This window comes from Variovorax sp. Soil_C_19, assembly GCF_057657255.1.
Genome location: NZ_JBDGIV010000001.1, coordinates 337548 through 363634, shown reverse-complemented (window position 1 = coordinate 363634; position 26087 = coordinate 337548). Strand labels below are relative to the sequence as shown.

Annotated in this window: 26 protein-coding genes; 13 read left to right on the top strand and 13 right to left on the bottom strand. The window is 68.2% G+C overall.

All coding sequences use genetic code 11. The features are described from left to right. The first annotated feature begins 130 nt into the window (after positions 1-130). Genes AC3A6R_RS01790 through AC3A6R_RS01780 form a run of 3 tightly spaced genes read left to right on the top strand, consistent with a single transcriptional unit; the run spans position 131 to position 2647 of the window. Entirely contained in the window at positions 131-895 is a 765-nt protein-coding gene (locus tag AC3A6R_RS01790) for a GntR family transcriptional regulator (protein WP_487860008.1), read from the top strand. Positions 896-899: 4 nt separating this feature from the next. Then, entirely contained in the window at positions 900-1886 is a 987-nt protein-coding gene (locus AC3A6R_RS01785; protein ID WP_487860007.1) for a quinone oxidoreductase family protein, read from the top strand. Then, positions 1883-2647, top strand: coding sequence for a glutathione S-transferase family protein (locus tag AC3A6R_RS01780; RefSeq protein ID WP_487860006.1), 765 nt, complete (start codon positions 1883-1885; stop codon positions 2645-2647). The genes AC3A6R_RS01785 and AC3A6R_RS01780 overlap by 4 nt, the downstream gene beginning before the upstream one ends. A 159-nt stretch (positions 2648-2806) precedes the next feature. Here AC3A6R_RS01780 and arfB read toward each other — a convergent pair whose 3' ends face one another. From arfB to AC3A6R_RS01760, 4 genes are read right to left on the bottom strand one after another with little or no spacing between them, the layout of a single operon-like run. Further along, entirely contained in the window at positions 2807-3214 is a 408-nt protein-coding gene (gene arfB, locus AC3A6R_RS01775) for an alternative ribosome rescue aminoacyl-tRNA hydrolase ArfB (RefSeq protein WP_487860005.1), read from the bottom strand. Positions 3215-3230: 16 nt separating this feature from the next. Next, on the bottom strand, positions 3231-4415 hold the full coding sequence (locus AC3A6R_RS01770; protein ID WP_487863594.1) for an acetyl-CoA C-acyltransferase family protein: 1185 nt from the start codon (positions 4413-4415) through the stop codon (positions 3231-3233). Between the two features lie 38 nt (positions 4416-4453). Next, the gene (locus tag AC3A6R_RS01765; RefSeq protein ID WP_487863593.1) at positions 4454-5254 is read right to left on the bottom strand and encodes an enoyl-CoA hydratase/isomerase family protein; all 801 of its coding nucleotides are present in this window, start codon (positions 5252-5254) and stop codon (positions 4454-4456) included. A 16-nt stretch (positions 5255-5270) separates the two neighbouring features. Beyond that, on the bottom strand, positions 5271-6008 hold the full coding sequence (locus AC3A6R_RS01760) for a TetR/AcrR family transcriptional regulator (protein ID WP_487863592.1): 738 nt from the start codon (positions 6006-6008) through the stop codon (positions 5271-5273). Positions 6009-6167: 159 nt separating this feature from the next. Between AC3A6R_RS01760 and AC3A6R_RS01755 the strand changes: the two genes are divergently transcribed. Genes AC3A6R_RS01755 through AC3A6R_RS01730 form a run of 6 tightly spaced genes read left to right on the top strand, consistent with a single transcriptional unit; the run spans position 6168 to position 12820 of the window. Then, complete coding sequence (locus AC3A6R_RS01755; protein WP_487863591.1) at positions 6168-7055, top strand: ABC transporter ATP-binding protein; 888 nt, start codon at positions 6168-6170, stop codon at positions 7053-7055. Beyond that, the gene (locus tag AC3A6R_RS01750; RefSeq protein WP_487863590.1) at positions 7055-7933 is read left to right on the top strand and encodes a branched-chain amino acid ABC transporter permease; all 879 of its coding nucleotides are present in this window, start codon (positions 7055-7057) and stop codon (positions 7931-7933) included. Before AC3A6R_RS01755 ends, AC3A6R_RS01750 begins: the two co-directional genes overlap by 1 nt. A 1-nt stretch (position 7934) precedes the next feature. Further along, the gene (locus AC3A6R_RS01745; protein WP_487863589.1) at positions 7935-8972 is read left to right on the top strand and encodes a branched-chain amino acid ABC transporter permease; all 1038 of its coding nucleotides are present in this window, start codon (positions 7935-7937) and stop codon (positions 8970-8972) included. A 13-nt stretch (positions 8973-8985) separates the two neighbouring features. Beyond that, on the top strand, positions 8986-10182 hold the full coding sequence (locus tag AC3A6R_RS01740; RefSeq protein WP_487863588.1) for an ABC transporter substrate-binding protein: 1197 nt from the start codon (positions 8986-8988) through the stop codon (positions 10180-10182). A 14-nt stretch (positions 10183-10196) separates the two neighbouring features. Then, positions 10197-11012 carry an ABC transporter ATP-binding protein gene (locus tag AC3A6R_RS01735; RefSeq protein ID WP_487863587.1) on the top strand — a complete coding sequence of 272 codons (816 nt, stop codon included), beginning with the start codon at positions 10197-10199 and terminating at the stop codon, positions 11010-11012. Further along, positions 11009-12820 (top strand): AMP-dependent synthetase/ligase, encoded by a 1812-nt coding sequence (locus AC3A6R_RS01730; protein WP_487863586.1) that lies wholly within the window; start codon positions 11009-11011, stop codon positions 12818-12820. The genes AC3A6R_RS01735 and AC3A6R_RS01730 overlap by 4 nt, the downstream gene beginning before the upstream one ends. A gap of 22 nt (positions 12821-12842) precedes the next feature. On the opposite strand, the gene AC3A6R_RS01725 is transcribed toward AC3A6R_RS01730, so the two are convergent. After that, the gene (locus tag AC3A6R_RS01725) at positions 12843-13181 is read right to left on the bottom strand and encodes a hypothetical protein (RefSeq protein ID WP_487859995.1); all 339 of its coding nucleotides are present in this window, start codon (positions 13179-13181) and stop codon (positions 12843-12845) included. A gap of 6 nt (positions 13182-13187) precedes the next feature. Beyond that, on the bottom strand, positions 13188-15827 hold the full coding sequence (clpB, locus tag AC3A6R_RS01720) for an ATP-dependent chaperone ClpB (RefSeq protein ID WP_487859994.1): 2640 nt from the start codon (positions 15825-15827) through the stop codon (positions 13188-13190). Between the two features lie 112 nt (positions 15828-15939). Here clpB and AC3A6R_RS01715 point away from each other — a divergent pair, with 112 nt between their 5' ends. Continuing rightward, positions 15940-16932 (top strand): Bug family tripartite tricarboxylate transporter substrate binding protein, encoded by a 993-nt coding sequence (locus AC3A6R_RS01715; RefSeq protein ID WP_487863585.1) that lies wholly within the window; start codon positions 15940-15942, stop codon positions 16930-16932. 9 nt (positions 16933-16941) lie between these two features. On the opposite strand, the gene AC3A6R_RS01710 is transcribed toward AC3A6R_RS01715, so the two are convergent. After that, complete coding sequence (locus tag AC3A6R_RS01710; protein WP_487863584.1) at positions 16942-17418, bottom strand: molybdenum cofactor biosynthesis protein MoaE; 477 nt, start codon at positions 17416-17418, stop codon at positions 16942-16944. 434 nt (positions 17419-17852) lie between these two features. On the opposite strand from AC3A6R_RS01710, the gene dapA reads away from it, so the two are divergent. Further along, positions 17853-18758: a 4-hydroxy-tetrahydrodipicolinate synthase gene (gene dapA / locus AC3A6R_RS01705; RefSeq protein WP_487863583.1), complete on the top strand. Its 906-nt coding sequence runs from the start codon at positions 17853-17855 to the stop codon at positions 18756-18758. Here the strand turns inward: dapA and AC3A6R_RS01700 are convergent. From AC3A6R_RS01700 to AC3A6R_RS01675, 6 genes are all read right to left on the bottom strand, one after another. Next, the gene (locus AC3A6R_RS01700) at positions 18745-18996 is read right to left on the bottom strand and encodes a MoaD/ThiS family protein (protein WP_487863582.1); all 252 of its coding nucleotides are present in this window, start codon (positions 18994-18996) and stop codon (positions 18745-18747) included. The two genes, dapA and AC3A6R_RS01700, sit on opposite strands and share 14 nt — an antisense overlap. 14 nt (positions 18997-19010) lie before the next feature. Further along, a complete protein-coding gene (locus AC3A6R_RS01695) occupies positions 19011-20297 on the bottom strand; it encodes a molybdopterin molybdotransferase MoeA (RefSeq protein ID WP_487863581.1) in 1287 nt (428 codons plus the stop codon). Next, a complete protein-coding gene (gene mobB / locus AC3A6R_RS01690) occupies positions 20290-20835 on the bottom strand; it encodes a molybdopterin-guanine dinucleotide biosynthesis protein B (protein ID WP_487863580.1) in 546 nt (181 codons plus the stop codon). The genes AC3A6R_RS01695 and mobB overlap by 8 nt, the downstream gene beginning before the upstream one ends. 81 nt (positions 20836-20916) lie before the next feature. Next, complete coding sequence (thrC, locus tag AC3A6R_RS01685; RefSeq protein WP_487863579.1) at positions 20917-22332, bottom strand: threonine synthase; 1416 nt, start codon at positions 22330-22332, stop codon at positions 20917-20919. Continuing rightward, positions 22329-23651, bottom strand: a complete 1323-nt coding sequence (locus AC3A6R_RS01680; RefSeq protein WP_487859986.1) for a homoserine dehydrogenase — start codon at positions 23649-23651, stop codon at positions 22329-22331. Before AC3A6R_RS01680 ends, thrC begins: the two co-directional genes overlap by 4 nt. 99 nt (positions 23652-23750) lie before the next feature. Then, positions 23751-24980, bottom strand: a complete 1230-nt coding sequence (locus tag AC3A6R_RS01675; protein ID WP_487859985.1) for a pyridoxal phosphate-dependent aminotransferase — start codon at positions 24978-24980, stop codon at positions 23751-23753. A gap of 99 nt (positions 24981-25079) precedes the next feature. On the opposite strand from AC3A6R_RS01675, the gene AC3A6R_RS01670 reads away from it, so the two are divergent. Further along, a complete protein-coding gene (locus tag AC3A6R_RS01670) occupies positions 25080-25463 on the top strand; it encodes an Mth938-like domain-containing protein (protein WP_487859984.1) in 384 nt (127 codons plus the stop codon). Positions 25464-25592: 129 nt separating this feature from the next. Beyond that, positions 25593-26069, top strand: a complete 477-nt coding sequence (locus AC3A6R_RS01665; protein ID WP_487859983.1) for a peroxiredoxin — start codon at positions 25593-25595, stop codon at positions 26067-26069. Positions 26070-26087 lie beyond the last annotated feature (18 nt).

Genomic DNA, 26087 nt, shown 5'->3' with positions numbered 1-26087 from the left:
TGGCGAAATGCGCCGGCTCTTTTTCAGTGTACGTATGAACCTTATAAAAATACATAACGGGTTTATACGTATTCTTAAATCGATCTTCCGTGCACGGTGCTAGATAGAATCCAACCCATCGGAGACGCCCATGCCCCCATCGACACGCATCAACCTCAGCGACAAGATCCGCGCCGCCCTCGAGGCGGAAATCACTTCCGGCCACCTGACGGCCGGCTCCCGCATCGACGAACAGGAGCTCATGGAGCGCTTCGAGGTGTCGCGCACCCCCGCACGCGAAGCGCTGCTGCAGCTGATGTCGGCGGGCCTGGTCACCACGGTGCCGCGCCAGGGCGCGGTGGTGGCGAGCCTGTCGGTGCCCGAATACGTCGCAATGCTCGAGATCCTGATGGAGCTCGAAGGCCTGGCAGCGCGGCTCGCGGCGCGCCGCATGCCGGCGGTGCAGCGCAAGCTGCTCGAAGAGGCCGACAAGGCCTGCCGCGATGCCGCCTCCAGGAACGATGCCGAGCTCTACGGCGCGGCCAACCGCAGCTTCCACGAAATCATCTACGACGGCAGCCTCAATGAAGTGCTGGCGCGCCAGCTGCGTGCGATGCGGCTGCGCATGCGCCATCCGCAGCGCACGCTGTTCGACCGGCCCGGCCGCATCCGCAACTCGCTGGCCGAGCACCGCGTGGTGCTCGAGGCGATCCTCAATGGCGACGAGGACGCCGCCGACCGCGGCATGACGGGGCACATCTCGAGCGGCGGCAACGTGTATGCCGACGCCATCGCCAGCATGCCGCACGGCGTGCCGGTGGCGGCGCCGATCGCCACGCCCGAGGTCGCGGCCGATGCACTGGCGGTGACGCAGCGCGCCGCCACCGGCCGGCGCAAGTCGACAAGCAAGGCCTGACACCATGCGCACCCAAGCCATTCGAATCCAGCGCCACGGCGGCCCCGACGTGCTCGAAACGGTCGAGGTCGACGTCGGCGAGCCCGGCCCGGGCGAAGTCCGCATCCGGCAGTCGGCGATCGGCCTCAACTTCGCCGACATCTACCAGCGCCGCGGTTCGCACGGGCCGCATGCGGTGACCGCGTTTCCGGTCGTGCTCGGCGCGCAGGGCGCGGGCACGGTCGACGCCCTCGGGCCCGGCACCGAGACTGCGGGCCTGCGGGTGGGGCAGTCGGTGGCGTATTTCCATCCCGGCGCCTACCAGGCGGTGCGCAACGTGCCGGCGCACCGCGTGGTGCCGCTGCCGGCGGGCGTGTCGGAGGAAGTGGCGGGCGCCACGCTGCTGCGCGGCCTCACGGCCGAGTACCTGCTGCGCCGGCTCCACGTGGTGCAGCCCGGCGAGGCGGTGCTGGTGCATGCGGCGGCGGGCGGCATGGGCGTGATCCTGTCGCAGTGGGCGCGCGCGCTCGGCGCCATCGTGATCGGCACCGTCGGCTCCGAGGCGAAGAAGGCGGTGGCGCTGGCGCACGGCTGCCACCACGTGATCGACTACCGCAGCGAGGACTTCGTCGCGCGCACGCTGGCGGCCACCGACGGCCAGGGCGTGGCCGTGGTCTACGACGCGGTCGGCAAGGACGTGTTCCTGCCGTCGCTCGACTGCCTGCGCCCGCTCGGCATGGCCATCAACTACGGCACCGCATCGGGCGACGTGGAGGCCTTCGACCTGCAGCGGCTGCATGCGAAGTCGCTCAGCGTGTCGCGCCCGACGCTGCGCACCTTCATCTCCACGGCCGCCGACCTGCGGCGCGGCGCTGCGGCGCTGTTCGACGTGGTGCTGGGCGGCCAGGTGAAGCTGGCGGTCGGCCATCGCTATGCGCTCGCCGACGTGCGGCGCGCGCACGAGGAACTCGAAAGCCGCGCCACCACCGGCGCCGCGGTGCTCATTCCATGAAGCTCTACCACGGCTGGCTCTCCAGCGCCTCGCGCCGCGTGCGCCTCTGCCTGGCCGAGAAAGGGCTGGCCTACGAGAGCGTCCCGATCGACATGGGGCGGCAGGAACACCATTCGCCGGCCTACCTGGCGATGAATCCGAACGGCGTGGTGCCCGCGCTGCAGCTCGACAACGGCGAATCGCTCTACGAAAGCTCGACGATCTGCGAGTACCTGGACGACCTGCACCCCGCCCCGCCGCTGCGCCCCGCCGACCCGTACCAGCGTGCGGTGATGCGCAATTTCGTCCGCTGGACCGACGAGAAATCGCTGCCCAACCTGCTGATCCTCAACTGGAGCATCGCGCTGCAGCCCGGCGCGAGCCAGTGGAGCGACGCCCAGCTGCAGGAACGCCTGGACCGCGTGCCCACGCCCGAGCGGCGCGAGGCCTGGCTGCGCATCGCCCGCCAGCCCTATACCGACGAAGAGAAAGCCGCCGCGCTCGAGAAGCTGCTGGCGCTGGTCGACAAGATGGAGGCGATGCTGCAGCCCGATGCCGAATGGCTGGTCGGCGGGCGCTATTCGCTGGCCGACATCGCGGCCGTGCCCTTCGTGGCGCGCATCGCCGAACTCGCGCCGCAGGCGCTGTCGAGCGAGCGCAGCCCGCGCCTGGCGGATTGGTGGCAGCGCGTGCAGCAGCGCCCGGCCTTCGCGCTGGCGCGGATCGAGCGCTTCGACGCGGTGCTTCGCGAGCGCAACAACGCGGTGTCTAGGGCCTGTTAACACTACGCAAGGGGATCGCGTTGCTTCGCCAAGGGGCTGGCTGCAAGGCGCCCGCGCGCAGCAAGGCTGGCGCCTTGCAAGCGCGGGCAACGCCGCAGACGGCCCCTTGGCGGAGCAACCCGGAGGGAAGCTCGACCCCTTGCGTAGTGTTAACAGGCCCTAGTCCCGCACCGGCCCGCGCAGGCTCTTGACCTGCGCGCGCTGGCTCTTGCCTTCGAGGCGGCGCTGCTTCGAACCGTAGGTGGGCTTGGTGGCGCGGCGCACGCGCGGCGGCGTCGCCACGCTGTCGACCACCGCCTGCAGCCGCGCGAGCGCATCGGCGCGGTTCATCTCCTGCGTCCGGTGCGTCTGCGCCTTGAGCACGAACACGCCCTCCTGCGTGATGCGGCTGTCGCGCAGCGCGAGCAGCCGCTCCTTCACGTCGGCGGGCAGCGAGCTGGCAGGGATGTCGTAGCGCAGGTGGACCGCGCTCGACACCTTGTTGACGTTCTGGCCGCCCGCGCCCTGGGCGCGGATGGCGCTGAACTCGACCTCGGCAGGGTCGATCAGGAGCGGTGGGCGAGGCATGCCCGCCAGTGTGCCTTCAAACGCGTTCAAACACCGCGGCGATGCCCTGGCCGCCGCCGATGCACATGGTCACCAGCGCGTAGCGGCCGCCGACGCGGTGCAGTTCGGCAATGGCCTTGGTCGTGATGATCGCGCCGGTCGCGCCCACCGGATGGCCGAGCGAAATGCCCGAGCCGTTGGGGTTCACCTTGGCCGGATCGAAGCCCAGCTCCTTGATGACTGCGCAGGCCTGCGCTGCGAACGCCTCGTTCGATTCGATCACGTCGAAGTCGGCCACCTTCAGGCCGGTGCGCTCCAGCACCTTGCGCGTGGCCGGCACCGGGCCGATGCCCATGTAGGCCGGCTCGACGCCCGCGTGCGCATAGCCCACCAGGCGGGCCAGCGGCTTGAGCCCGTCGGACTTGACGCGCGCGCCTTCGGCCAGCACCACGGCCGCAGCGCCGTCGTTGATGCCCGAAGCATTGCCGGCGGTGACGAGGCCGTCCTTCTTGAACGCGGGCTTCATCTTCGACAGCGCGTCGGCGGTGGTGTCGGCGCGCACATGCTCGTCGGTGTCGAACAGCACCACGCCCTTGCGCGTCTTCACCTCGACCGGAACGATCTGCTCCTTGAAGCGGCCTGCGGCAATGGCGGCCGCCGCGCGCTGCTGGCTGCTGGCGGCCAGTTCGTCCATCTGCTCGCGCGTGATGCCGTAGCGCGCGGCCACGTTCTCGGCGGTGATGCCCATGTGGATCTTCTCCCACGGGTCGTGCAGGATGCCGAGCATGTAGTCGACCAGCACCGCGTCGCCCATGCGCGCGCCGTAGCGCGCGGCGGTATCGAAGTACGGGCCGCGGCTCATCGACTCGGCGCCGCCGCCGATCGCGATGTCGCAGTCGCCCAGCGCAATGGCCTGCGCCGCCGACACGATCGCCTGCAGGCCCGAGCCGCAGAGCCGGTTGACGTTGAAGGCCGGCGTCTCGATCGGGCAGCCGGCATCGATGGCCGCCACGCGGCTCAGGTAGGCGTCCTTGGTGTCGGTGGGAATCACGTTGCCCATCACCACATGGCCGATGGCCGACGGCGCGAGGCCGCTGCGCTCGATGGCGGCCTTCACCGCGGTGGTGGCGAGCTGGGTGTTGGGCACGTCCTTCAGCGAACCGCCGAAAGTGCCGATGGCCGTGCGGGCGGTGCCGACGACGAAGATCTCGCGTGAGGTCATGGAATGCTCCTGGATCAAGAAAGTAGGGAAAGGATTCTTCAGCGGCCTTCGAAATGCGCCGGCTTGCGCGCGAAGAAGGCATCGACGCCGGTGCGGAAATCGGCCGTGGCAGCGCAGACCTGGAAGGCCGCCGATTCGGCCGCGAGCTGCGCCGGCAGCTCGCGATCGAAACTGGCACGCATCAGGCGCCGCAGCTGGCCGAGCGCCACCGTCGGCCCCTTTGCGAGCCGCTCGGCGAGCGCCATCGCTTCGGACGCCAGCGCCTCTGCCGGCACCACGCGGTTGACGAGCCCGACGCGCTCGGCCGCGGCGGCGTCGAGCATGTCGCCGAGCAGCGCGATCTCGAGCGCACGGCGCAGCCCCACCCAGCGCGGCAGCGCCCACGAGGCGCCCACGTCGCAGCTCGTGCCGATGTTGACGTAGGCGAGGTTGAAGCGCGTGCCCTCGGCCGCGAGCACGAAGTCGGCCTGCAGCATCAGGCTCAGGCCGGCACCGGCCGCAACGCCGTGCACCTGCGCCACCACGGGCGCATCGATGGTGGCCAGCACGGCCAGCGCCTCGTGCAGCGGACCGATCAGCGCGGCCGCGCCGCCTGCCGGGTCAGCCTGCAGCAGCGCAAGGTCGCCGCCGGCCATGAAACCCTTGCCGGCCCCGCTCAGCAGCACCGCGCGCACGGAGCGGTCGGCGGCAATGCCACGCACCGCCGCCAGAAAGGCCTCGGCCATCGGCACGTCGATCGCGTTCAGCGCGGCGGGGCGGTTGAAGCGCAGGGTGGCGATCGCCCCCTGGCGGCCGACTTCGAGCGGCGCTGCGGCCGGGGTGGTAGTGGTGTCGGTCATCGTGGGTGCTCCTTGTTCATGCAGCCAATTTGGGCGCGGCCGCTGCGCGGGGCTTGCGGCGCGCGCCGCTGCCGGCCGCGGCGGGCACGGGCGCCTTCTGCAGCACGCCGTTCAGCAGCAGCGCGATGCCCTGGTCGGCGATCTGCTCGGGCGTGAAGTCGCCGTCGCGGCGGTACCAGCGGCCGATCCAGCTGAGCCCGCCGGCAAGCATGAAGGCGGCCATCTTCGGATCGCAAGGCGCGATCGAGCCCTCTTCGATGCCTTCGGCGATGAGCCGCCGGAACTCGTGGTCGATGCCGGCCTTGAGGCGGCGCAGTTCCTTCCTGAGCGGCGCGGGCAGCGGGTCTTCGCCGATGCGGATCACGCACATGCCGAAATCCTCGCAGACGATGCCCGCGTAGCTGCGCATGCAGGCCATGAGCTGGTCGAGCGCGCGGCCGCCGTTGCGGCGAACCGTGTCGATGCCCTCCTGCATCATGCCCAGCGCGGCACGCACGCACTCGAGCAGGATGTCGTCCTTGCTCTTCACGTAGTAGTAGAGCGTCGGCTTGGTCACGTGCAGCCGCTCGGCAATGTCGTCGAGCGAGGTGGCATGGAAGCCGCGCTCGTTGAACAGCTGCGCCGCAGTCTGCAGCACCGCCTGGCGCTTGAGCTCGCGCTGCATGGCGCGCTTGGCCGATGGCACCCAGGGCGATTCGGCCGCGACGGTCGGCGGCGCCTTGACGGCGGCGGCACGGCGCTTGGTGAGGGTCATGGCGGCGATCCGGGTTTGCGCGCAGGGGTAAGTCCTGATGTCACGGCGTGAGTGCGTCTACAAGATGACCATGTTACCGAAGAGTAGAAATTCTACGGGCAAGTAGCTCCGAATGCCGACGCGGTAACAACCCTGACATCAAGACACCCACTCGACGCCATGCACGCCGACACCGAGCCCTTGCGCGCCCACCCGCCCGCCGACCCGGGCACCGCCGCGCCCGTGCTGCGCGTGGAAGCGCTCACGCTGGCCTTCGGCGGCGTGAAGGCACTCAGCGGCGTGGGCTTCGACGTACAGCCCGGATCGATTACTGCGGTGATCGGCCCCAACGGCGCGGGCAAGACCTCGCTGTTCAACACGGTCTCGGGCTTCTACCGGCCCACCGCGGGCCGCGTGGTCTTCGAGGGCCAGGACATCACGCGCCTGCCGGCGCCAAAGCGCGCCGCGCTCGGGCTGGCGCGCAGCTTCCAGAACATCGCGCTGTTCCGCGGCATGACGGTGCTCGACAACATCAAGCTCGGGCGCCACGTGCACCTGAAATCGAACGTGTTCGATGCGCTCTTCTACCTGGGCCGCGCACGCCGCGAAGAGGCCGAGCTGCGCCGCGACGTGGAGGAACGCATCATCGATTTCCTCGAGATCGATCACATCCGCCACGCCAGCGTGGCCGCCCTGCCCTACGGCCTGCAGAAGCGCGTGGAGATGGCACGCGCGCTGGCCATGCGGCCCAAGGTGCTGATGCTCGACGAACCGGTGGCCGGCATGAACCGGGAAGAGACCGAGGACATGGCGCGCTTCATCCTCGACGTGCGCCGCGAATGGGGCATCACGGTGCTGATGGTGGAGCACGACATGGGCATGGTGATGGACCTGTCGGACCACGTGGTGGTGCTCAACTTCGGCCAGGTGATCGCGCAGGGCTCGCCGGCCGAGGTGCAGGCCGACCCCGAGGTGGTGCGCGCCTACCTGGGCGCCGGCGACGTGGGCGAGCTGCGGCGCAGGCTGCGCGGCAGTGCGCAAGCCGCAGCCACAGCGGAGGCCGGCTGATGGACTGGGCCTACCTGTTCGAGATCGCGCTCACGGGTGTGGCCGGCGGCGGGCTCTATGCGCTCGCGGCGCTGGCCTTCGTGCTGGTCTACAAGGCCACGCGCGTGGTCAACATCGCGATCGGCGAGATGCTGATGATCGGCGCTTACCTTTTCTTCGCGTTCGCCGCGAGCTTCTCGCTGCCGATCTGGCTCGCGATGCTCGGCTCGGTGCTGGGCACCGGACTGCTGGGCGCGGTGGTCGAGCGCACGATGATCCGGCCGCTGCTCGGCCAACCGCCGATCTCCGCCTTCATGGTCACGGTGGGGCTGGCCTCGGTGCTGGTCGGCGTGGTCGAGATCGTCTGGACCGCCGACCAGCGCCGCCTGCCCGAGTTCATGCCGAATGCGCCGGTGATGGTGGGCGATGCTTTCCTGGCGCCCAAGGTGGCGTATGGCGCGCTCGCTGCGCTGGTGCTGATCGCGCTGGTGCTGCTGCTGTTTCGCTTCTGGCGCGGTGGCGTGGCGCTGCGGGCCACGGCCTCCGACCAGGGCGCGGCCTACATGATGGGCATCAACGTGCCGCGCGTGTTCTCGCTCGCCTGGGTGGCCTCGGCGATGATCGCCGCGGTCGCGGGCATCGTGGTCGGCGCGATCGGCGGCATCTCGTCGTCGATGGGCGTGTTCGGGCTGTCGGTGCTGGTGGTGGTGATCGTCGGCGGCCTCGACAGCGTGCTCGGCGCGCTGGTGGGCGGCCTCTTCATCGGCCTCGTCGAAGCGCTCGCGGGCACGTACCTCGGCGGCGAATACAAGCTGCTGGCGACCTTCGTCGTGCTCGTGGTCGTGCTGATGATCCGTCCGTACGGTCTGTTCGGCACGCATGAGATCGAGAGGCTTTGAGATGCGCATAGGCACCCTCAAGCAAAGCTACACCGCCGACGCCGCGCTGTTCGACTCGCGCACCCAGAAGACCTGGCTCGCCATCGGCGCCGCGCTGCTCGTGCTGTTTCCGTTCATGGCCGACGCCTATTGGCTGTACCTCGCCTGCCTCGTCGCCATCAACGTCGCGAGCGCCACCGGCCTCAACATCCTGACCGGCTACACCGGCCTGGTCAGCATGGGCCAGGCCGCCTTCATGGGGCTGGGCGCCTACACCGTCGCCATCCTGCAGATCCGCTTCGGCACGCCGTTCCTGCTCAACATTTTCGCGGGCGGCGTGGTCGCCATGGTCGGCGGGTTGATCGTCGGCATTCCGTCGCTGCGGGTGAAGGGCCTGTACCTGGCCATCGCCACCATCGCGGCCTCGTTCATCGCGCACTTTCTCTTTGCCAACCTCACGCTCACCGGCGGCACCTCGGGCCTCTCGCTGCCGCCGGCGCAGATCTTCGGCTTCGCACTCGACACCTCGTTCCGCCTCTACTGGCTCATCGTGCCGATCACCCTGCTCATGCTGCTGGGCGCGGCCAACCTCTTTCGCACGCGCGTGGGCCGCGCCTTCATCGCCATTCGCGACCGCGACATCTCGGCCGAGGTGCTCGGCATTCCGCTGTTGCGCTACAAGCTGCTCTCGTTCGGCCTGTCGTCGTTCTATGCCGGCGTGGCCGGCGGCATGTGGGCCTACTTCTTCCGCGTGGTCACGCCCGAGAGCTTTCCGCTCCTGATGTCGATCTTCTTCCTGGCCGCGATCATCGTCGGCGGCATGGGTTCCATCCTGGGCGGCATCCTCGGTGCCGTCTTCATGACCATGGTGCCCGAGCTGCTCAAGTTGGTGTTCGACCTGCTGCCGGGCGGGCACGAGATGACGGTCTTCCTCTCGCCGGTGCGCACGGTCGTCTTCGGCCTGCTGATCGTCGGCTTCCTGGTCTTCGAGCCACACGGGCTCGCCGAAGTGTGGCGGCGCATCCGCCGTTTCTTTCATCTGTGGCCTTTCAAGAACTGACAAGGAGACGAACATGGCATCCGACTTCAAGAAGACTCCCGCCCTGCGCCGCCGCGCACTCGTGCTGGCCGCTGCGGCCGCACTCGCCGCGCCGCTCGCCGTGCACGCGCAAGGCAGCGCCGAAGACATCGTCATCGGCGGCTCGATCCCGATGACCGGCGTGTTCGCCTTCGCGGGCATCGGCATCAACGCCGGCATTGCCGACTACGTGAAGATCGTCAACGACGCGGGCGGCATCAAGGGCCGCAAGCTGCGCTACGTGCCCGAGGACACGGGCTACAAGGTCGATGTCTCGGTGGCCGCCTTCAAGAAGATCACGAGCCAGAACAAGGTCAACCTCTACTACGGCGACTCGACGGGTTTCTCGAAGACCATCAACCCCGAGCTCGACCGCAGCGGCCAGATCCTGATGGCCGGCGCCTCGTTCGCCTCCGAGCTCAACGACCCCGCCAAGTACCCGCACCAGTTCCTGGTCGGCCCCGACTACACCGAAATGATCGGCATCCTGCTGCGCCACATCGCCAAGGAGAAGCCCGGTGCCAAGGTCGCGTTCGTCTACTCCGACTCCGAGTTCGGCCGCGACCCGATCGAGGCCAGCGAGGCGGCCGCCAAGAAGCTGGGCCTCACGGTGCCGGTCAAGATCATGACGCCGGCCGGCAGCGTCGACGTGTCGACCGAGGTCATCAAGCTGCGCCGCGCCGCGCCCGACTACACGATCTTCCACGGCTACATCCTTGCGCCGATTCCCGAGTTCGTGCAGCAGGGCAAGCAGATGGGCATGACCAGCAAGTGGATGGGCACCTTCTGGACCATGGACAGCTCCACCGTCATGAAGATGGGCGAAGCCGGCGACGGCTTCATGGGCGTGATGCCCTACCGCTACTACTACGACACCTCGGCCAAGGCGCCAATGCTCGAGAAGATCCGCGCGATGCGCCCCGAGTACCAGAGCACCGCCTACACGCAGGGCTTTCTCACCGCGATGCTGTTCACCGAGGCCGCCAAGCGCACGCTCGACGCCGGCAAGCCACTCGACGGCAAGAACCTGAAGGCCGCACTCAACAGCATCAAGGACTTCGACACCGGCGGCCTGATCGGCGTGCCGATCACCATTAAGGGCAACTCGATCCCGGTGGGCCGCGTCTACCGCGCCGACATGAAGGCGCAGAAGATGGTGCCGGCGTCGGACTGGATTTCGCTGGACAAGTGAGCGAAAGAGCGGTCATGAGCGCAAGCGGCGAGCCCATCCTGGAGGTGAACAACGTCGAGGTGGTCTACAACAAGGTCGTGCAGGTGCTGCGCGGCCTGTCGCTGGCCGTGCCGCGCGGGCAGATCGTGGCGCTCTTGGGCAGCAACGGCGCGGGCAAGTCGACCACGCTGAAGGCGATCTCTGGCCTGCTGCCACTGGAAGACGGCGCGCTCGAGGCCGGCCGCATCGCCTTCGACGGCCAGCCCACCGACCGGCTCGCGCCGCAGCAGCTGGTGCGGCGAGGGCTCGCGCATGTGATGGAGGGCCGCCGCGTGTTCGAGGACCTGACCGTCGAGGAGAACCTGGTGGCCGCCACCTATGCACGCGTCGGCCGCGGCGCGCAGGCGCGCGACTTCGATGCGGTGTACGCGTATTTCCCGCGGCTGCACGAGCGGCGCAAAGGCCTCGCAGGCTACCTTTCGGGCGGCGAACAGCAGATGCTGGCCATCGGCCGCGCGCTGGTGGCCGAGCCCAAGCTGATCCTGCTCGACGAGCCTTCGCTGGGCCTCTCGCCCAAGCTGGTGGAAGAGATCTTCGGCATCATCGCGCGCATCAACGCCGAGCGCGGCGTGTCGATGCTGCTGGTGGAGCAGAACGCCAGCCTGGCGCTCGCGGTGGCCGACAGCGGCTACATCATGGAGAACGGCAAGATCGTGATCGACGGCAGCGCCGAGCGGCTCGCGGCCGACCCCGACGTGCGCGAGTTCTATCTCGGCGTGGGTGGCGCGGGCGAATCCAGGAGCTTCCGCGGGCTCAAGCACTACAAGCGTCGCAAGCGCTGGCTGTCATGAACCTGCCCGAACGCACACTGCCGCAGATGCTGCGCGAACAGGCGCGCACACAGGGCGCGCGCATCGCGATCCGCCAGAAGGACTTCGGCATCTGGCATCCGCTGAGTTGGGCCGACTACCACCGACGCGCGGCGCACGTGGGCCTGGGCCTCGCGGCGCTGGGCATGCAGGCCGGCGGCCACCTGGGCGTCATTTCCGAGAACCGGGTCGAATGGGTGCTGGCGCAGATGGGCGCGGGCCTGCTCGGTGCGGTGACGGTGGGCGTGTACCCCACGAGCCCGACGAACGAGGTGGCCTACGTGGTCGGCCATGCCGACGTCGAGGTCGTGGTCTGCGAAGACCAGGAGCAGGCCGACAAGGTGCTCGAGGCGATCGATGCGCTGCCGAAGCTGCGCCGCATCATCGTGATCGAGACCAAGGGCCTCGCGAGCTACGCTCCCGCGGAGCGCGACCGGATGATGAGCTTCGCCGAGCTAGAAGCGGCCGGCGCCGCACTGCAGGCGCAGGAGGGCGATGCGCGCATCGACACCGCGCTGGCAGCGCAGTCGCTCGACCACATCGGGCTCATGATCTACACCTCGGGCTCCACCGGCGCGCCCAAGGGCGCGATGATCTCCTGGCGCAACATCCGCGGCGTCGTGCCCGGTATCGTGGAGCGGCTGCAGCTCGATGCCGGCACCACGCACCTGTCTTACCTGCCGCTGTGCCACGTGGCCGAGCAGATGCTCACCACGTTCGTGCCGCTCTACCTGGGCTCGCAGGTGAACTTCGGCGAGTCGATCCGCACCGTGCAGGAAGACCTGCGCGAGGTGGCGCCGAGCATGTTCCTCGGCGTGCCGCGCATCTGGGAAAAGCTGCATGCCGCGATCAGCATCAAGATGCAGGAGACCGGCCGGCTGCGGCGCGCGCTCTACCGCCGCGCGCTGGCCGGCTGTGCGCCACTGGCCGAGAAACCGCGCGCGCAATGGAACGCCGGCGAACGGCTGCGCTTCTTTCTGGCTTACTGGACGGTGCTGCGCGCGCTGCAGAACTTCATCGGCCTGCGCAATGCGCGCGTGGCGCTGACCGGCGCGGCGCCGATCCCGCCCGACGTGGTTCGCTTCTTCCGCACGCTCGGCGTGCCGCTGGTCGAGGTGTATGGCCTCACCGAATCCACCGGCATGGTCTGCGGCCACCGCATCGACCAGGTCAAGGTGGGCACCGTCGGGCCGGTGACCGAGGGCGTCGAATACCGCGTGGGTGCGCAGGGCGAGCTGCAGATCCGCGGCGAGATGGTGTTCTGCGGCTACTACAAGAACCCCGAAGCCACGACGGCGTCGGTGCAAGCGGGCTGGCTGCACACCGGCGACGTGGTGGCCGAGGAAGCCGACGGCCAATTGCGCATCGTCGACCGGCTCAAGGACATCATGATCACCGCGGGCGGCAAGAACCTCACGCCCTCGGAGATCGAGAACACCATGAAGGCGAGCCCCTACCTGAAGGAATGCATCGTGGTGGCGGAGGGGCGCAAGTTCGTCTCGGCGCTGGTGCAGATCGACTACGAGACGGTCGGGAAATGGGCCGAGGCCGAACGCCTGGCCTTCACGCACTTCCGTTCGCTGGTCGAACTGCCGCGCGTGCGCGAACTCATCGATGCCGAAATCCAGCGCGGCAATGCACGCCTCGCGCAGGTGTCCCAGGTGCGCCGCTTCCATCTGCTGACCAAGGAACTCGACCATGACGATGGCGAGGTCACCGCGACCATGAAGGTGCGGCGCTCGAGCATCTACAAGGCGTATGCGGAGGAGATCGAGGCGCTGTACCGCTGAGCGCCCCAGGTAGGCGGGGAGACTACTCGCCGCGCGTGGCCGGGCGTGCGCGCACGTCGGTCACGTCGTCGCCGGCACCGCGGTTGCGCAGCAGCGGGCTGCGCACCGACTCGCCCCGCGCCCGCGCGCCGGCCACGTCGGCGGCCGAAGGCTCGGCCGGCTGCGCAGCCGTGCGAAAACGTTCGAATCCCGAACGCGGGTTGAAGCGCATCACCCAGGGCGACACGGGCTTGCCCGTGAGCCGGGCCCAGGCGTAGCGAACGCCCCACACGGCGGCCAACAGCATCACGGCCACCGCCAGGCTGGCCGCAAAGACCAGGCCCAGCATCAGCAGGATCACGCGAAGAATAAAGTTCATCATCCGATCTTAGGCCGAGGCTTCGGCCGCAGGTTCCCCGTTTTTGCCGGAATTTCCTGCTTTTGCAAAGCCGAACTGCCCCGGCGAGCGGATCGGATCGGTCGTGACCTCGATCGTGTCCTTGGGCCCGAAGCTGCCGTCGAGCAGCAGCCTCGAGAGCGGGTTCTCGATGCGCTGCTGGATGGCACGCTTGAGCGGGCGCGCACCGAACACCGGATCGAAGCCGACCTTCGCGATCTCGGCCAGCGCGGCGGGCGACACCTCCAGGCCCAGGTCCATCTTGGCAAGCCGCGCCTGCAGCACCTTGAGCTGGATCGCGGCGATCGACTCGATGTTCTTCGCGTCGAGCGCGTGGAACACCACCGTCTCGTCGATGCGGTTCAGGAACTCGGGGCGGAAGTAGTTCTTCAGCTCGTCCCAGACCGCTTCCTTGATCTCCTCGGCAGGCTGGCCCACCATCGACTGGATGATCGGCGAGCCGATGTTGCTGGTCATCACGATCACCGTGTTCTTGAAGTCGACGGTGCGGCCCTGTCCATCGGTCAGGCGGCCGTCGTCGAGCACCTGCAGCAGCACGTTGAAGACGTCCGGATGCGCCTTCTCGACCTCGTCGAGCAGCACCACGCTGTAGGGCTTGCGGCGCACGGCCTCGGTGAGGTAGCCGCCCTCCTCGTAGCCCACGTAGCCCGGCGGCGCGCCGATCAGGCGGGCCACCGAATGCTTCTCCATGAACTCGCTCATGTCGATGCGGATCAGGTGGTCTTCGCTGTCGAACAGGAAGCCCGCGAGCGCCTTGCAGAGTTCGGTCTTGCCCACGCCCGTGGGGCCGAGGAACAGGAACGAGCCGGTGGGACGGTTCGGGTCCGACAGGCCCGAGCGCGAGCGGCGGATCGCGTTCGCGACCGCACCGATGGCCTCGTCCTGGCCGACCACGCGCTCGTGCAGCTTGGCTTCCATCACGAGCAGCTTGTCGCGTTCGCCCTGCATCAGCTTGGCGACCGGAATGCCGGTGGCGCGCGCCACCACCTCGGCGATCTCCTCGGCGCCGACCTGCGTGCGCAGCAGCGTCGGCGCACTCGACTTGCCCTTGCTCGCCTCGCTTTCCTCGGCCTCGCGCAGGCGCTTCTCGAGCGCCGGCAGCTGGCCATATTGCAGCTCGGCGAGCTTGTTGAAATCGCCTTTGCGCTCCCATTCCTTGATTTCGATCTTGAGCTTCTCGATCTCCTCGCGGATGTGCGCGCTCCCCTGAGCCTGCGCCTTCTCGGCCTGCCAGATCTCGTCGTAGTCGGCGATCTCCTTCTGCAGCTTGGCGATCTCGTCCTCGATCAGGCCGAAGCGCTTCTGCGAGGCCTCGTCCTTCTCGCGGCGCACGGCTTCGCGCTCGATCTGCAACTGGATCAGGCGGCGGTCGAGGCGGTCCATCACCTCGGGCTTGGAGTCCATCTCGATCTTGATCTTGGCCGCGGCCTCGTCGATCAGGTCGATGGCCTTGTCGGGCAGGAAGCGGTCGGTGATGTAGCGGTCGGACAACTCGGCCGCGGCCACGATGGCCGGGTCGGTGATCTGCACGCCGTGGTGCACCTCGTATTTTTCCTGCAGGCCGCGCAGGATGGCGATGGTGGCCTCGACGCTGGGCTCGCCCACGATGATCTTCTGGAAGCGGCGCTCGAGCGCGGCGTCCTTCTCGATGTACTTGCGGTATTCGTCGAGCGTGGTGGCACCCACGCAGTGCAGCTCGCCGCGCGCGAGCGCGGGCTTGAGCATGTTGCCCGCATCCATGGCGCCTTCGGCCTTGCCGGCGCCCACCATGGTGTGCAGCTCGTCGATGAAGACGATGGTCTGGCCCTCGTCCTTGGCCAGCTCGTTGAGCACGGTCTTCAGGCGCTCCTCGAACTCGCCGCGGAACTTGGCGCCCGCGAGCAGCGCGGCCATGTCGAGCGACAGCACGCGCTTGCCCTTGAGCGACTCGGGCACCTCGCCCGCGACGATGCGCTGCGCCAGGCCTTCGACGATCGCGGTCTTGCCCACGCCGGGCTCGCCGATGAGCACGGGGTTGTTCTTGGTGCGGCGCTGCAGCACCTGGATGGCGCGGCGGATCTCCTCGTCGCGGCCAATGACCGGGTCGAGCTTGCCGAGCCGTGCGCGCTCGGTGAGGTCGAGGCAGTATTTCTTCAGCGCCTCGCGCTGGCCTTCGGCATCGGCGCTGTTCACGCCCTGGCCGCCGCGCACCGCGTCGATGGCCGCCTCGAGCGACTTGCGCGAGAGCCCGTTCTCCTTGGCGATGCGGCCGATGTCCGACTTGCTGTCGGCCACGGCCAACAGGAACAGTTCGCCCGCAATGAACTGGTCGTTGCGCTTGATGGCCTCCTTCTCGGTGGCCTGCAGCAGCTTTCCGAGCTCGGGACCGACCTGCACGACATCGTGCCCCTGCACCTGCGGCAGGCGCTTGATGGCCTCCTCGGCCGCCTTGGCAAGGCCGGGCACGTTGACGCCGGCGCGCTCGAGCAGCGCGCGCGGGCCGTCGTCCTGGCGCAGCATCGCCGCCAGCAGGTGGGCCGGTTCGATGTAGGCGTTGTCGTTGCCGAGCGCAAGCGACTGGGCGTCGCCGAGCGCTTCCTGAAATTTGGTGGTGAGTTTGTCTTGTCGCATGGTGGTATTCCTGCATCCAAAATAGGGCTGTTCGGGCACGATTCAAGGTGTCCAGCACTTTCGGGCACGGCGATTGCACTGTGCCCCTTTCCTCTTTCCATTGGAGTCGAACATGGTTTTTTCAATGCAGCGCACCAAAGCGATCCGACGGGCGCTCAGCGCGAGCCTCATCCTGGCGGGCCTGGGCCTGTCCGGGCTTGCGCAAGCGCAAGGCACGCCCGTGCGCTTGCTGGTGGGCTTTCCCGCGGGCGCAGGCACCGATGCCATCGCGCGCACGCTGGCCGAGAAGCTCAAGGACGTGCTGGGCACGCCGGTGGTGGTCGAGAACCGCGCCGGCGCGGGCGGTCAAATCGCCGCGCAGGCGCTGAAGGCGGCGCCCGCCGACGGCCACACGCTGTTCATCTCGCACGACCACTCGATTTCGATCCTTCCGCAGGTGGTGAAGAACCCGGGCTTCAACCCGGCCACCGACTTCGTGCCGGTGGCGGGCTTCGCCACCTTCGCCAACGTGCTGGCCGTCTCGGGCGGCACGCCGGCCAAGAGCATCGACGAGTACGTGAAATGGGTCCGCACCCAGCGCGGCGGCAAGGAAACCATCGGCATCCCGGCACCCGCCTCGATCCCGGAGTTCCTGGTGAAGATGATCTCGGAGAAGTACAAGATCGACGTGCAGCCCGCGCCCTACCGCGGCAGCGCGCCGATGACGGCCGACATGCTGGGCAACCAGATCACCGCCGGCATCGCGTCGGTGCCCGACTTCATCGAGAACCACAAGGCCGGCAAGGTGCGCATCGTCGCGTCGATCGGCGCCAAGCGCCAGGCCGTGCTGCCCAACGTGCCGACCTTCACCGAGCTGGGCTTCTCGAACCTCGAAGACCTGCCCTACTACGGCATCTTCGCGCCCGTGGGCACGCCGCAGCCGGTCATCGACCGCTACGGCGAGGCACTGCAGAAAGTGCTGGCCATGCCCGACGTGAAGCAGAAGCTCACGGCCATGGGCCTCACGGTGGGCTACGAGCCGCAGGGCCAGTTCGCGGGCCGCGTGCGCAGCTACACGCAGACTTGGGAGCGGATCATCCAGGCCAGCGGGTTCAAGCCCCTCTGACCACGCGCGTCAGGCGTTCGGGGCCGTGATACCCCAGCGCGCGAGCGCCGCATCGTCGGCTACGCGCGCATCGACCCAGCGGGCGCCTTCGGGCGTCTGTTCTTTTTTCCAGAACGGTGCCTGGGTCTTGAGGTAGTCCATCAGAAATTCGCAGGCCTCGAAGCTCTGGCCGCGGTGCGCCGAGGCCACCGCGACCATCATGATCTGGTCGAGCGGCTGCAACAGGCCCACGCGGTGGATCACGCGCACGCCGAGGATGTCGAAGCGCCGGTGCGCCTCGTCGATCATGGCCTCGATGGCCTTCTCGGTCATGCCGGGGTAGTGCTCGAGCTCCATCGACGCCACCGTGCTGCCGTCGTTGCGGTCGCGCACCGTGCCGATGAAACTGCAGACCGCGCCCACGCGCTTGTCGCCGGCACGCAGCGCGGCAACCTCCTCCGCCAGGTTGAAATCGGCTGTCTGGATCGAAACGCGTGGGCCATTCATGCCGGGATTGTGGCACCGCGCCAGGAGGCTGTCGGGCTTGGGCATGGCCCTGCGTTGCGCGAGACAGGGTGCAGGCAAGGCGCCAAGCGCAAGCTGGACTGATGTCCAGCGAGCATTGGCAACGCCGCATGCGCCCTGTCTCGCGCAACCCTTCGGGCCGCCTGCGGCGCGGGGCCATGCCCAAGCCCGACCGCCTCCTATACTTCGACAATGCCCTGCCTCGCCACGCTCTTGCCCGTGCTTTCGCGCGCCGAGAGCACCCGTGCGCGCCAGGGCAGCCAAGCCCCCAAAAAACCAAAGCTCGTCTGACCGGAGCTGCGGTTCCGTCGTCGGATGAGCGACGGAACCTGCCAAGGCCTTGGCCCCGAATGGGTTGCGCGCGCACCGAACGATGACGGTTACTGTCCATCGGTCGATCCCGCAAGGAGGCCCACGTGCCGCAACAACCATCATCCGTTCCCGTCGACCCCGCGCCTGATTTCTCGGGCCTCTGGATTCCGCTCGTCACGCCGTTCCATGGCGCCGCGGTGGACCATGCCGCGCTGTCGGCGCTCACCCAGCGGCTCACCGGCGACGGCGTGGCCGGCTTCGTGGTCTGCGGCTCGACCGGCGAGGCTGCCGCACTCGACGAGGCCGAGCAGCTCGCCGCGCTCGACACCGTTCATGCCGCCGCAGGCGGGCTGCCGATCGTCATGGGCCTGTCGGGCTACCACCTGGGCAAGACCACGGCCTGGGTGCGCCGGCTGGCCGAACGGCCGCTGGCCGGGCTGCTGGTGCCTGCGCCGCACTACATCCGGCCATCGCAGGACGGCCTGCGCGCGTGGTTCGGCGCCATTGCCGACGCCAGCACGGTGCCGCTGCTGGTCTACGACATTCCCTACCGCACCGGTGCGACCCTCGCGCGCGACACGCTGCTGGCGCTGGCCGAGCACCCGCGCATCCGCGGCGTCAAGGACTGCGGCGGCGACATGGCCAAGACGCGCGCGCTGATCGCCGACGGCCGGCTCCAGGTGCTCGCGGGCGAAGACCACCAGATCTTCGCGACCGTGGCCGAAGGCGGCGCAGGCGCCATTGCGGCCAGCGCGCATGTGCAGACGCGGCGCTTCGTCCAGGTGCTGCGCCTGCTGGCCGAGAACCGGCTGGTGGAGGCGCGCGCCGAATGGCAGCCGCTGCTGCCGTTGATCGCGATGCTGTTTGCCGAACCGAACCCCGGGCCGCTCAAGGCGCTGCTGGCGCAGCAGGGGTCGGTGCGCGACGAACTGCGCTTGCCGATGACGCGCGCCTCGGCGGCGCTGGGGGAGCGGCTCGCAGCGCTCGAGCCCGCCCTCAGCCGCCGGTGACCGGCGGGAAGAACGCGACCTCGGCACCTTCGTGCAGCGCGGCCGACTCGGCACTCATGACCTGGTCGAGCGCCATGCGCACCGCCCTGCCGCGTGCGAGCGCCGCGGCATGGGCGCCGCCGCGTGCGATGAGTTCGTCGCGCAGCGCGGCCAGCGTGTCGGCCGTGGTGTCGACGGTCTCGCCGCCCGTGGCGAGCGCCTCGCGCACCGAGGCGAAATAGCGGATGTGGACCTTCATGGGAGCAGCCTCGGTCAGGCCAGCAGCGAGGCCAGGGAAATGAAGTTGACGGTGTCGCCGGCCCGGATGGTCTGGCCGGGCAGGTTGTCGATGACGCCATCGCCCCAGACCATCGACGTCAGCACGCCCGAACTCTGGTTGGTGAACAGGTCGAGCCCGCCCGCGGCATTGCGGCGCGCGCGCAGGAACTCGCGGCGCCGGTCGGCACGCGGCCAGTCGAAGTCGGCGCGCATCGGCACGGGTTCGGGCGCCACCCGGCTTGCGCCCTGCAGCGTCAGCAGGAACGGGCGCACGAGCAGCAGGAAGGTCAGGAAGCTCGACACCGGGTTGCCGGGCAACCCCGTGACGTGGCAGCGCCCCTGCGCTTCGCCGCCGGCCCGCTGGATCGATCCGTAGGCAAAGGGTTTGCCGGGCTTCATCGAGAGCGACCACAACTGCAGTTCGCCGAGCGCCTGCACGGCGGCCTTGATGTGGTCTTCCTCTCCGACCGAGACGCCGCCGGTGGTGATGATCAGGTCGTTGCCTTCGGCCGCGCCACGCAGCGCCTCGATGGTGGCGTCGCGCCGGTCGGGCACGATGCCGAGATCGTTCACCTCGCAGCCGAGCCTGTGCAGCAAGGCGCGCATGAAGAAGCGGTTTGAGTTGTAGATGGCGCCGGGCTTCATGGCCTCGGGTGCGACCTCGCCGGGCATCACCAGCTCGTCGCCGGTGGACAGCAGCGCGACACGCGGGCGCCGCGCCACCTGCAGCCGATCGAACCCGACGCTGGCCGCAAGGCCGAGCCCTGCGGGCGTCAGGCGCTCGCCCTTGCCGAGCACGACATGGCCGGCCGCCACGTCCTCACTGGCACGGCGGATCCACTGGCCGGCGGAGGGCACCGAGGCGATGCGCACGGCGCCGAGGCCTCCCTCCTGCGGCAACGGCTCGGTGTCTTCCTGCATCACGATGGCATCGGCACCCTCGGGCACCTGCGCGCCGGTGAAGATGCGCGCCGCGGTGCCGGCTGCCAACGGCGTGCCGACGCTGCCCGCCGGGATGCGCTGCGCGACCTGCAGCACGGCCCCTGGCGCGGCGCAGTCGGCCACGCGAACCGCGTAGCCGTCCATCGAACTGTTGTCGCGCGGCGGCACCGTGATCGCGGCCACCAGGTCCTGGGCGAGCACGCGGCCATCGGCATCGAAGGTGCCGACGCTCTCGGCCGGCAGCATCGGCCTGGCCTTGGCGAGCAGGATGGCCAGCGCCTCGTCGAGCGCCATCAACGGCGGGCGCGACGATATGGGAGAAGGCGGTGAATCAGCCATGGTGCCTCGGTTTGTAGTCGAAGCGATCGCCGCTGTCGATCAGCCACTGGGCGATGCCCTCGATGTCGTCGAGGTCGAACAGCGGCCGCTCGGTGGGCTCGGGCAGGCTCTCGGGCGCATTGGTGGCAACGGCGGTCACGAACGGATCATCGATGTACTGCAGGGGTCGCGGCTTCTGGCCCGGCTCGGGCGCGCGCCAGACCTCGATCTTGAGCAAGTCGCTGTGCTTGAAGCCCTCGACCAGCACCCAGTCGACACCGTCGTAGAGCTCGGCGATGAGCGCGTGCACCGACAGCTGCGCGGGCTGCTCGAATTCGCGGATCAGCGCCAGCCGCCGGTCGGACGCCACGACCACTTCGAAGGCGCCGGCCTCGCGGTGGCGGTAGGTGTCCTTGCCGGGGTGGTCGATGTCGAACTTGTGGTGCGCATGCTTCACGACCGAGACGCGCTGCCCATGGAGCCTGAGCACGGGGATCAGGCGCTCGACGAGCGTGGTCTTGCCCGAACCCGAATACCCGGAAAAACCGATCACCTTCATGACGAGTTCCTGAGGCCGCGCGTCAAGCGCGAGCCGAATGCTGATGCAAGGCGGCCATCACGACGTGCTGGCCGGCGCCGTTCAATCGCAGTTCTCGGCGATGTAGGCCTTCACGGCCTCCGCATCGGCCGCAAGCCTGACGACTCGCTTGGGCAGCGACTCGATGCCCTCGAACCTGGCCGGTCGCGGGGGCTCCTGCCCGAGCGCTTCCACCAGCGTGGCGGCGAACTTGATCGGCAGCGCGGTCTCGAGCACCACCATCGGCACGCCCGGCGTGAGGTGCTCGCGCGCGGTCTTGAGGCCGTCGGCGGTGTGCGGATCGATCAGCGTGGCGAAGCGCTTCTCGGTGTCACGGATCGTCGCGAGCCGGTCTGCATGCGTGCTGCGGCCGCTGCGGAAGCCGAAGCGCTCGGCGGCCTGCGCGAAGACCGGGTCGGCGCCGAGGTCGAACTTCGCCTCGCGGCCCAGCTGGTCGACGAACAGCGCGCGCAGCCTGCCGGCATCGCGTCCGACCAGGTCGAACACGAAGCGCTCGAAGTTGCTGGCCTTGCTGATGTCCATCGACGGGCTGGAGGTCTCGTGCGTGTCGGCCCCAGCGCGCACGCGGTAGACGCCGGTGCGGAAGAACTCGTCGAGCACGTCGTTCTCGTTGGTGGCGACCACCAGCGTGTGGATCGGCAGGCCCATCATGCGCGCCACGTGGCCCGCGCAGACGTTGCCGAAGTTGCCCGAGGGCACCGCGAAGCTCACGGGCTTGTCGTTCGATGCCGTGGCTTGGAAGTAGCCCGCGAAATAGTAGACCACCTGTGCGAGCAGCCGCGCCCAGTTGATCGAGTTGACCGTGCCGATGCGGTACTTGCGCTTGAAGCCCAGGTCGCTCGACACCGCCTTGACGATGTCCTGGCAGTCGTCGAACACGCCGGTGATGGCGATGTTGTGGATGTTCGCGTCCTGCAGGCTGAACATCTGCGCCTGCTGGAACGGGCTCATGCGACCGTCGGGCGAGGTCATGAAGACGCGCACGCCCTTCTTTCCGCGCATCGCGTACTCGGCCGCGCTGCCGGTGTCGCCGCTGGTGGCGCCGAGGATGTTGAGCTCGGCGTCGCGGCGAGCCAGTTCGTACTCGAACAGGTTGCCGAGCAGCTGCATCGCCATGTCCTTGAAGGCCAGCGTGGGGCCGTTCGACAGGGCTTCGAGGTAGACGCCGTCTTCGAGCTCGCGCAGCGGCACGATCTCGTCGGAGCCGAAGACCTCCGCGGTGTAGGTCTTGGCGCAGAGCGCCTTCAGGTCCGCCGGCGGAATGTCGTCGATGTAGAGCGAGAGGATCTCGAAGGCGAGTTCGGCGTACGGCAGGCTGCGCCACTTCGCGAGCGTGGCCGCGTCGACCTGCGGATAGTGCGCGGGCAGGTAGAGCCCGCCGTCCGGCGCGAGGCCCTCGAGCAAAATCTCGCAGAAGCGCTTGCGGTCGGGATGGCCGCGGGTGCTCAGGTAGTTCACTTCAACTCTTCCTTGCGGATGCGCACGATCGGCTGCAGCACCGTGGGCAGCGCCTGCAGATGCGCGAGCGCATCGTCCATCGTGCCTTCGCGCGCATCGTGCGTGAGGATGATGAGGTCGGTCTGGTTCGAGCCTTCGCCGCCCACTTCGTCGGCTTCGCGCTGCAGCACCGCGTCGATGCTGATGCCGGCATTGGCGAGCAGGCCCGTCACCTTGGCCAGCACGCCGGCCTCGTCGGCCACGCGCAGGCGCAGGTAGTAGCTGGTGACGACCTCGGCCATCGGCAGCACCTGCAGGTCGCTCATCGCATCGGGATGGAAGGCGAGGTGCGGCACGCGGTGGGCCGCGTCGGCCGTGTGCAACCGGGTGATGTCGACCAGGTCGGCGATCACCGCGCTCGCGGTCGGCTCGCTGCCTGCGCCCTTGCCGTAGTAGAGCGTGGTGCCGACGGCATCGCCGTGCACCACCACCGCGTTCATCGCGCCCTCGACGTTGGCGAGCAGCCGCTTCGACGGCACGAGCGCCGGATGCACGCGCAGTTCGACGCCTTGGGCCGTGCGCTTGGTGATGCCGAGCAGCTTGATGCGGTAGCCGAGCTGCTCGGCGTACTTGATGTCCTGCGCCGCGAGCTTGGTGATGCCCTCGATGTGCGCCTTGTCGAACTGCACCGGGATGCCGAACGCGATCGCGCTCATGAGGGTGGCCTTGTGCGCGGCGTCGACGCCCTCGATGTCGAAGGTGGGGTCGGCCTCGGCATAGCCGAGGCGCTGCGCCTCCTTGAGCACGGTCGCGAAGTCGAGCCCCTTGTCGCGCATCTCGGAGAGGATGAAGTTGGTGGTGCCGTTGATGATGCCGGCGATCCACTGGATGCTGTTGGCGGTGAGGCCTTCGCGCAGCGCCTTGATGATCGGGATGCCGCCGGCCACCGCAGCCTCGAAGGCCACCATCACGCCCTTGGCATGGGCGGCCGCGAAGATCTCGGTGCCGTGCACCGCGAGCAGCGCCTTGTTGGCCGTGACCACGTGCTTGCCGGCCGCGATGGCCTCGAGCACCAGCTGCTTGGCGATGCCGTAGCCGCCGATCAGCTCGATCACGATGTCGATGTCGGGGTTGGCGATGACGGCGCGCGCGTCGGCCACCACCTGAACGCCCGCGCCCGCCACCTCGCGTGCGCGCGCCTGGTCGAGGTCGGCGACCATGGTGATCTCGATGCCTCTGCCGGCACGGCGCTTGATTTCTTCCTGGTTGCGCAGCAGCACCTTGAAGGTGCCGCTGCCGACCGTTCCTGCGCCGAGCAGGCCTACCTGGATGGGTTTCATGGGAGATTCGGGTTCAATGGTTTCGTAGAAATGGACAACAGGGCCCGCCGCCGCGCGGCGGCCTCGTCAGCGGCGCAGCAGCAGCGGTCGGCGAAGGCCTCACGCGCTCTTGCTGCGCAGGCGGTAGGTCTCCAGGAACATGGCGATGCGGTTGATGGCCTCGCGCAGGTCGTCTTCATGCGGCAGGAACACGATACGGAAATGGTCGGGCGTCGCCCAGTTGAAGCCCGTCCCCTGCACCAGCATCACCCGGGTTTCCTTCAGCAGCTCGAGGAAGAACTGCCGGTCGTCCTCGATCGGGTAGACCGCGGGATCGAGCTTCGGAAACATGTAGAGCGCGGCGCTCGGCTTGACGCAGCTCACGCCCGGGATCGCGGTGATGAGCTCGTAGGCCAGGTCGCGCTGGCGCCGCAGACGGCCGCCCTCGCCGACGAGGTCGTTGATGCTCTGGTAGCCGCCCAGCGCGGTCTGGATCGCCCATTGCCCCGGCACGTTGGCGCACAGCCGCATGTTCGAGAGCATGTTGAGGCCCTCGATGTAGTCGCGCGCGCGCTTCTTGTCGCCCGACACCACGAGCCACCCCGCGCGGTAGCCGCAGGAGCGATAGCTCTTGGACAGCGAGTTGAAGGTGAGCGTGAGCACGTCGGTCGACAGGCTCGCGATCGCGGTGTGCTTCACGCCGTCGTAGAGCACCTTGTCGTACACCTCGTCGGCGAAGATCACGAGGTCGTGTTCGCGCGCGATCGCCACGATGCGCTTGAGCAGGTCGTCGGAGTAAAGGGCGCCGGTCGGGTTGTTCGGGTTGATCACCACGATCCCCTTGGTGCGGGGCGTGATCTTGGCGCGGATGTCATCGAGGTCGGGCATCCAGCCGTTGGCCTCGTCGCAGAGATAGTGCACCGGCGTGCCGCCCGACAGGCTCGAGGCGGCGGTCCAGAGCGGATAGTCGGGCGCGGGCAGCAGCATCTCGTCGCCGTCGTTGAGCAGCGCGTTGGTGGACATCGCGATCAGCTCGCTCGCCCCGTTGCCCAGGTAGATGTCGTCGAGCGCGACGCCGGCGATGCCCTGCTTCTGGGTCTCGTGCATCACGGCCTTGCGCGCCGCGAAGATGCCCTTGCTGTCCGAATAGCCCGCGGATGCCGGAAGGTTGCGGATCATGTCCTGCTGGACTTCTTCCGGCGCGTCGAAGCCGAACACGGCGAGGTTGCCGATGTTGAGCTTGATGATCTTCTGGCCCTCTTCCTCCATCTGCTTGGCCGCATCCATGATGGGGCCGCGAATGTCGTAGAGCACATTGGCCAGTTTGGCCGATTTCCTGAACTGCTTCAAAGGGCCCTCCCGGGCGCGGGTTACTCGATGTCAAAAGGCCCTTGGAGGCCCCGTGTCACTGGGAAAACCTATAATTTGACCACAGTTCCCAGTGCACCGATGAAGCTCCAGCCCGACAAATCCGACGCCCAGGCCCTGACCGCTCACGGCCCCGGCTGGGTCGCGATCAACAACGAAAAGGTCGAGGGCAGCGTCGTCGTCGGCTCCCACGGGGAGCGTTTCGAGTGGAACTGCACCCGCTTCGACGAAATCGGCCCCGAGCACTTCGCGCAGCTTGCGGCGCTCGGCGCCGAGCTGATCATTTTCGGCAGCGGATCCCGCATCCGCTTCCCGCAGCCCGCCTGGCTCCAGCCGCTGATGGCCCGGCGAACCGGCGTGGAAACCATGGACACGCCCGCCGCCTGCCGCACCTACAACATCCTGGCCGGCGAGGGGCGCCACGTGGTGGCAGCCCTTCTGGTCGAGCCTGCAACCGGCAGCTGAGGGCCATTTCGAGGTAAAATACCGGGTTGCGAACAGGCCTGCTGCCCTCAGTTAGCAACGACCAATACGCCATGTCCGGGCGCGCGTCTACGCGCCGAGCCATGGCAACCAACGGAGAAAACAAGTTTCATGGCGATCGTTGTCAACAAACCCATTCCTGAATTCGACGCCAACGCCACGGGCGGCTTGAAAGTCTCGAATACCTCGCATCTCGGCCAAGTGCTGGTCATGTATTTTTACCCGAAAGATAACACCCCGGGTTGCACGACCGAAGCCATGCAGTTCCGCGACCGCTTCAAGGACTTCGAGAAAGCCGGCGCCACGGTGTTCGGCGTGTCGCGCGACAACATGAAGTCGCACGACGAATTCAAGGCCAAGCTTGAGCTCCCCTTCGAGCTCATCGCCGACACCGAAGAAAAAATGTGCCACATGTTCGGCGTGGTCAAGAACAAGATCATGTACGGCAAGAAGGTCAAGGGCATCGAGCGCAGCACCTTCCTGATCGGCGCAGATGGCATCCTCAAGGCCGAATGGCGCGGCCTCAAGGTGCCGGGCCACGTCGATGACGTGCTCAAGGCCGTCAAGGCGCTGAAGAAAGCCGCCTGAAAAGCCGACCGAGTTACA

What these genes read in the sequence shown, in the direction of transcription:
- AC3A6R_RS01790 (WP_487860008.1), top strand. Translation starts at nt 131, where the DNA reads ATGCCCCCATCGACACGCATCAACCTCAGCGACAAGATCCGCGCCGCC.
- AC3A6R_RS01785 (WP_487860007.1), top strand. Translation starts at nt 900, where the DNA reads ATGCGCACCCAAGCCATTCGAATCCAGCGCCACGGCGGCCCCGACGTG.
- AC3A6R_RS01780 (WP_487860006.1), top strand. Translation starts at nt 1,883, where the DNA reads ATGAAGCTCTACCACGGCTGGCTCTCCAGCGCCTCGCGCCGCGTGCGC.
- arfB (WP_487860005.1), bottom strand. Translation starts at nt 3,214, where the DNA reads ATGCCTCGCCCACCGCTCCTGATCGACCCTGCCGAGGTCGAGTTCAGC.
- AC3A6R_RS01770 (WP_487863594.1), bottom strand. Translation starts at nt 4,415, where the DNA reads ATGACCTCACGCGAGATCTTCGTCGTCGGCACCGCCCGCACGGCCATC.
- AC3A6R_RS01765 (WP_487863593.1), bottom strand. Translation starts at nt 5,254, where the DNA reads ATGACCGACACCACTACCACCCCGGCCGCAGCGCCGCTCGAAGTCGGC.
- AC3A6R_RS01760 (WP_487863592.1), bottom strand. Translation starts at nt 6,008, where the DNA reads ATGACCCTCACCAAGCGCCGTGCCGCCGCCGTCAAGGCGCCGCCGACC.
- AC3A6R_RS01755 (WP_487863591.1), top strand. Translation starts at nt 6,168, where the DNA reads ATGCACGCCGACACCGAGCCCTTGCGCGCCCACCCGCCCGCCGACCCG.
- AC3A6R_RS01750 (WP_487863590.1), top strand. Translation starts at nt 7,055, where the DNA reads ATGGACTGGGCCTACCTGTTCGAGATCGCGCTCACGGGTGTGGCCGGC.
- AC3A6R_RS01745 (WP_487863589.1), top strand. Translation starts at nt 7,935, where the DNA reads ATGCGCATAGGCACCCTCAAGCAAAGCTACACCGCCGACGCCGCGCTG.
- AC3A6R_RS01740 (WP_487863588.1), top strand. Translation starts at nt 8,986, where the DNA reads ATGGCATCCGACTTCAAGAAGACTCCCGCCCTGCGCCGCCGCGCACTC.
- AC3A6R_RS01735 (WP_487863587.1), top strand. Translation starts at nt 10,197, where the DNA reads ATGAGCGCAAGCGGCGAGCCCATCCTGGAGGTGAACAACGTCGAGGTG.
- AC3A6R_RS01730 (WP_487863586.1), top strand. Translation starts at nt 11,009, where the DNA reads ATGAACCTGCCCGAACGCACACTGCCGCAGATGCTGCGCGAACAGGCG.
- AC3A6R_RS01725 (WP_487859995.1), bottom strand. Translation starts at nt 13,181, where the DNA reads ATGATGAACTTTATTCTTCGCGTGATCCTGCTGATGCTGGGCCTGGTC.
- clpB (WP_487859994.1), bottom strand. Translation starts at nt 15,827, where the DNA reads ATGCGACAAGACAAACTCACCACCAAATTTCAGGAAGCGCTCGGCGAC.
- AC3A6R_RS01715 (WP_487863585.1), top strand. Translation starts at nt 15,940, where the DNA reads ATGGTTTTTTCAATGCAGCGCACCAAAGCGATCCGACGGGCGCTCAGC.
- AC3A6R_RS01710 (WP_487863584.1), bottom strand. Translation starts at nt 17,418, where the DNA reads ATGAATGGCCCACGCGTTTCGATCCAGACAGCCGATTTCAACCTGGCG.
- AC3A6R_RS01700 (WP_487863582.1), bottom strand. Translation starts at nt 18,996, where the DNA reads ATGAAGGTCCACATCCGCTATTTCGCCTCGGTGCGCGAGGCGCTCGCC.
- AC3A6R_RS01695 (WP_487863581.1), bottom strand. Translation starts at nt 20,297, where the DNA reads ATGGCTGATTCACCGCCTTCTCCCATATCGTCGCGCCCGCCGTTGATG.
- mobB (WP_487863580.1), bottom strand. Translation starts at nt 20,835, where the DNA reads ATGAAGGTGATCGGTTTTTCCGGGTATTCGGGTTCGGGCAAGACCACG.
- AC3A6R_RS01680 (WP_487859986.1), bottom strand. Translation starts at nt 23,651, where the DNA reads ATGAAACCCATCCAGGTAGGCCTGCTCGGCGCAGGAACGGTCGGCAGC.
- AC3A6R_RS01670 (WP_487859984.1), top strand. Translation starts at nt 25,080, where the DNA reads ATGAAGCTCCAGCCCGACAAATCCGACGCCCAGGCCCTGACCGCTCAC.
- AC3A6R_RS01665 (WP_487859983.1), top strand. Translation starts at nt 25,593, where the DNA reads ATGGCGATCGTTGTCAACAAACCCATTCCTGAATTCGACGCCAACGCC.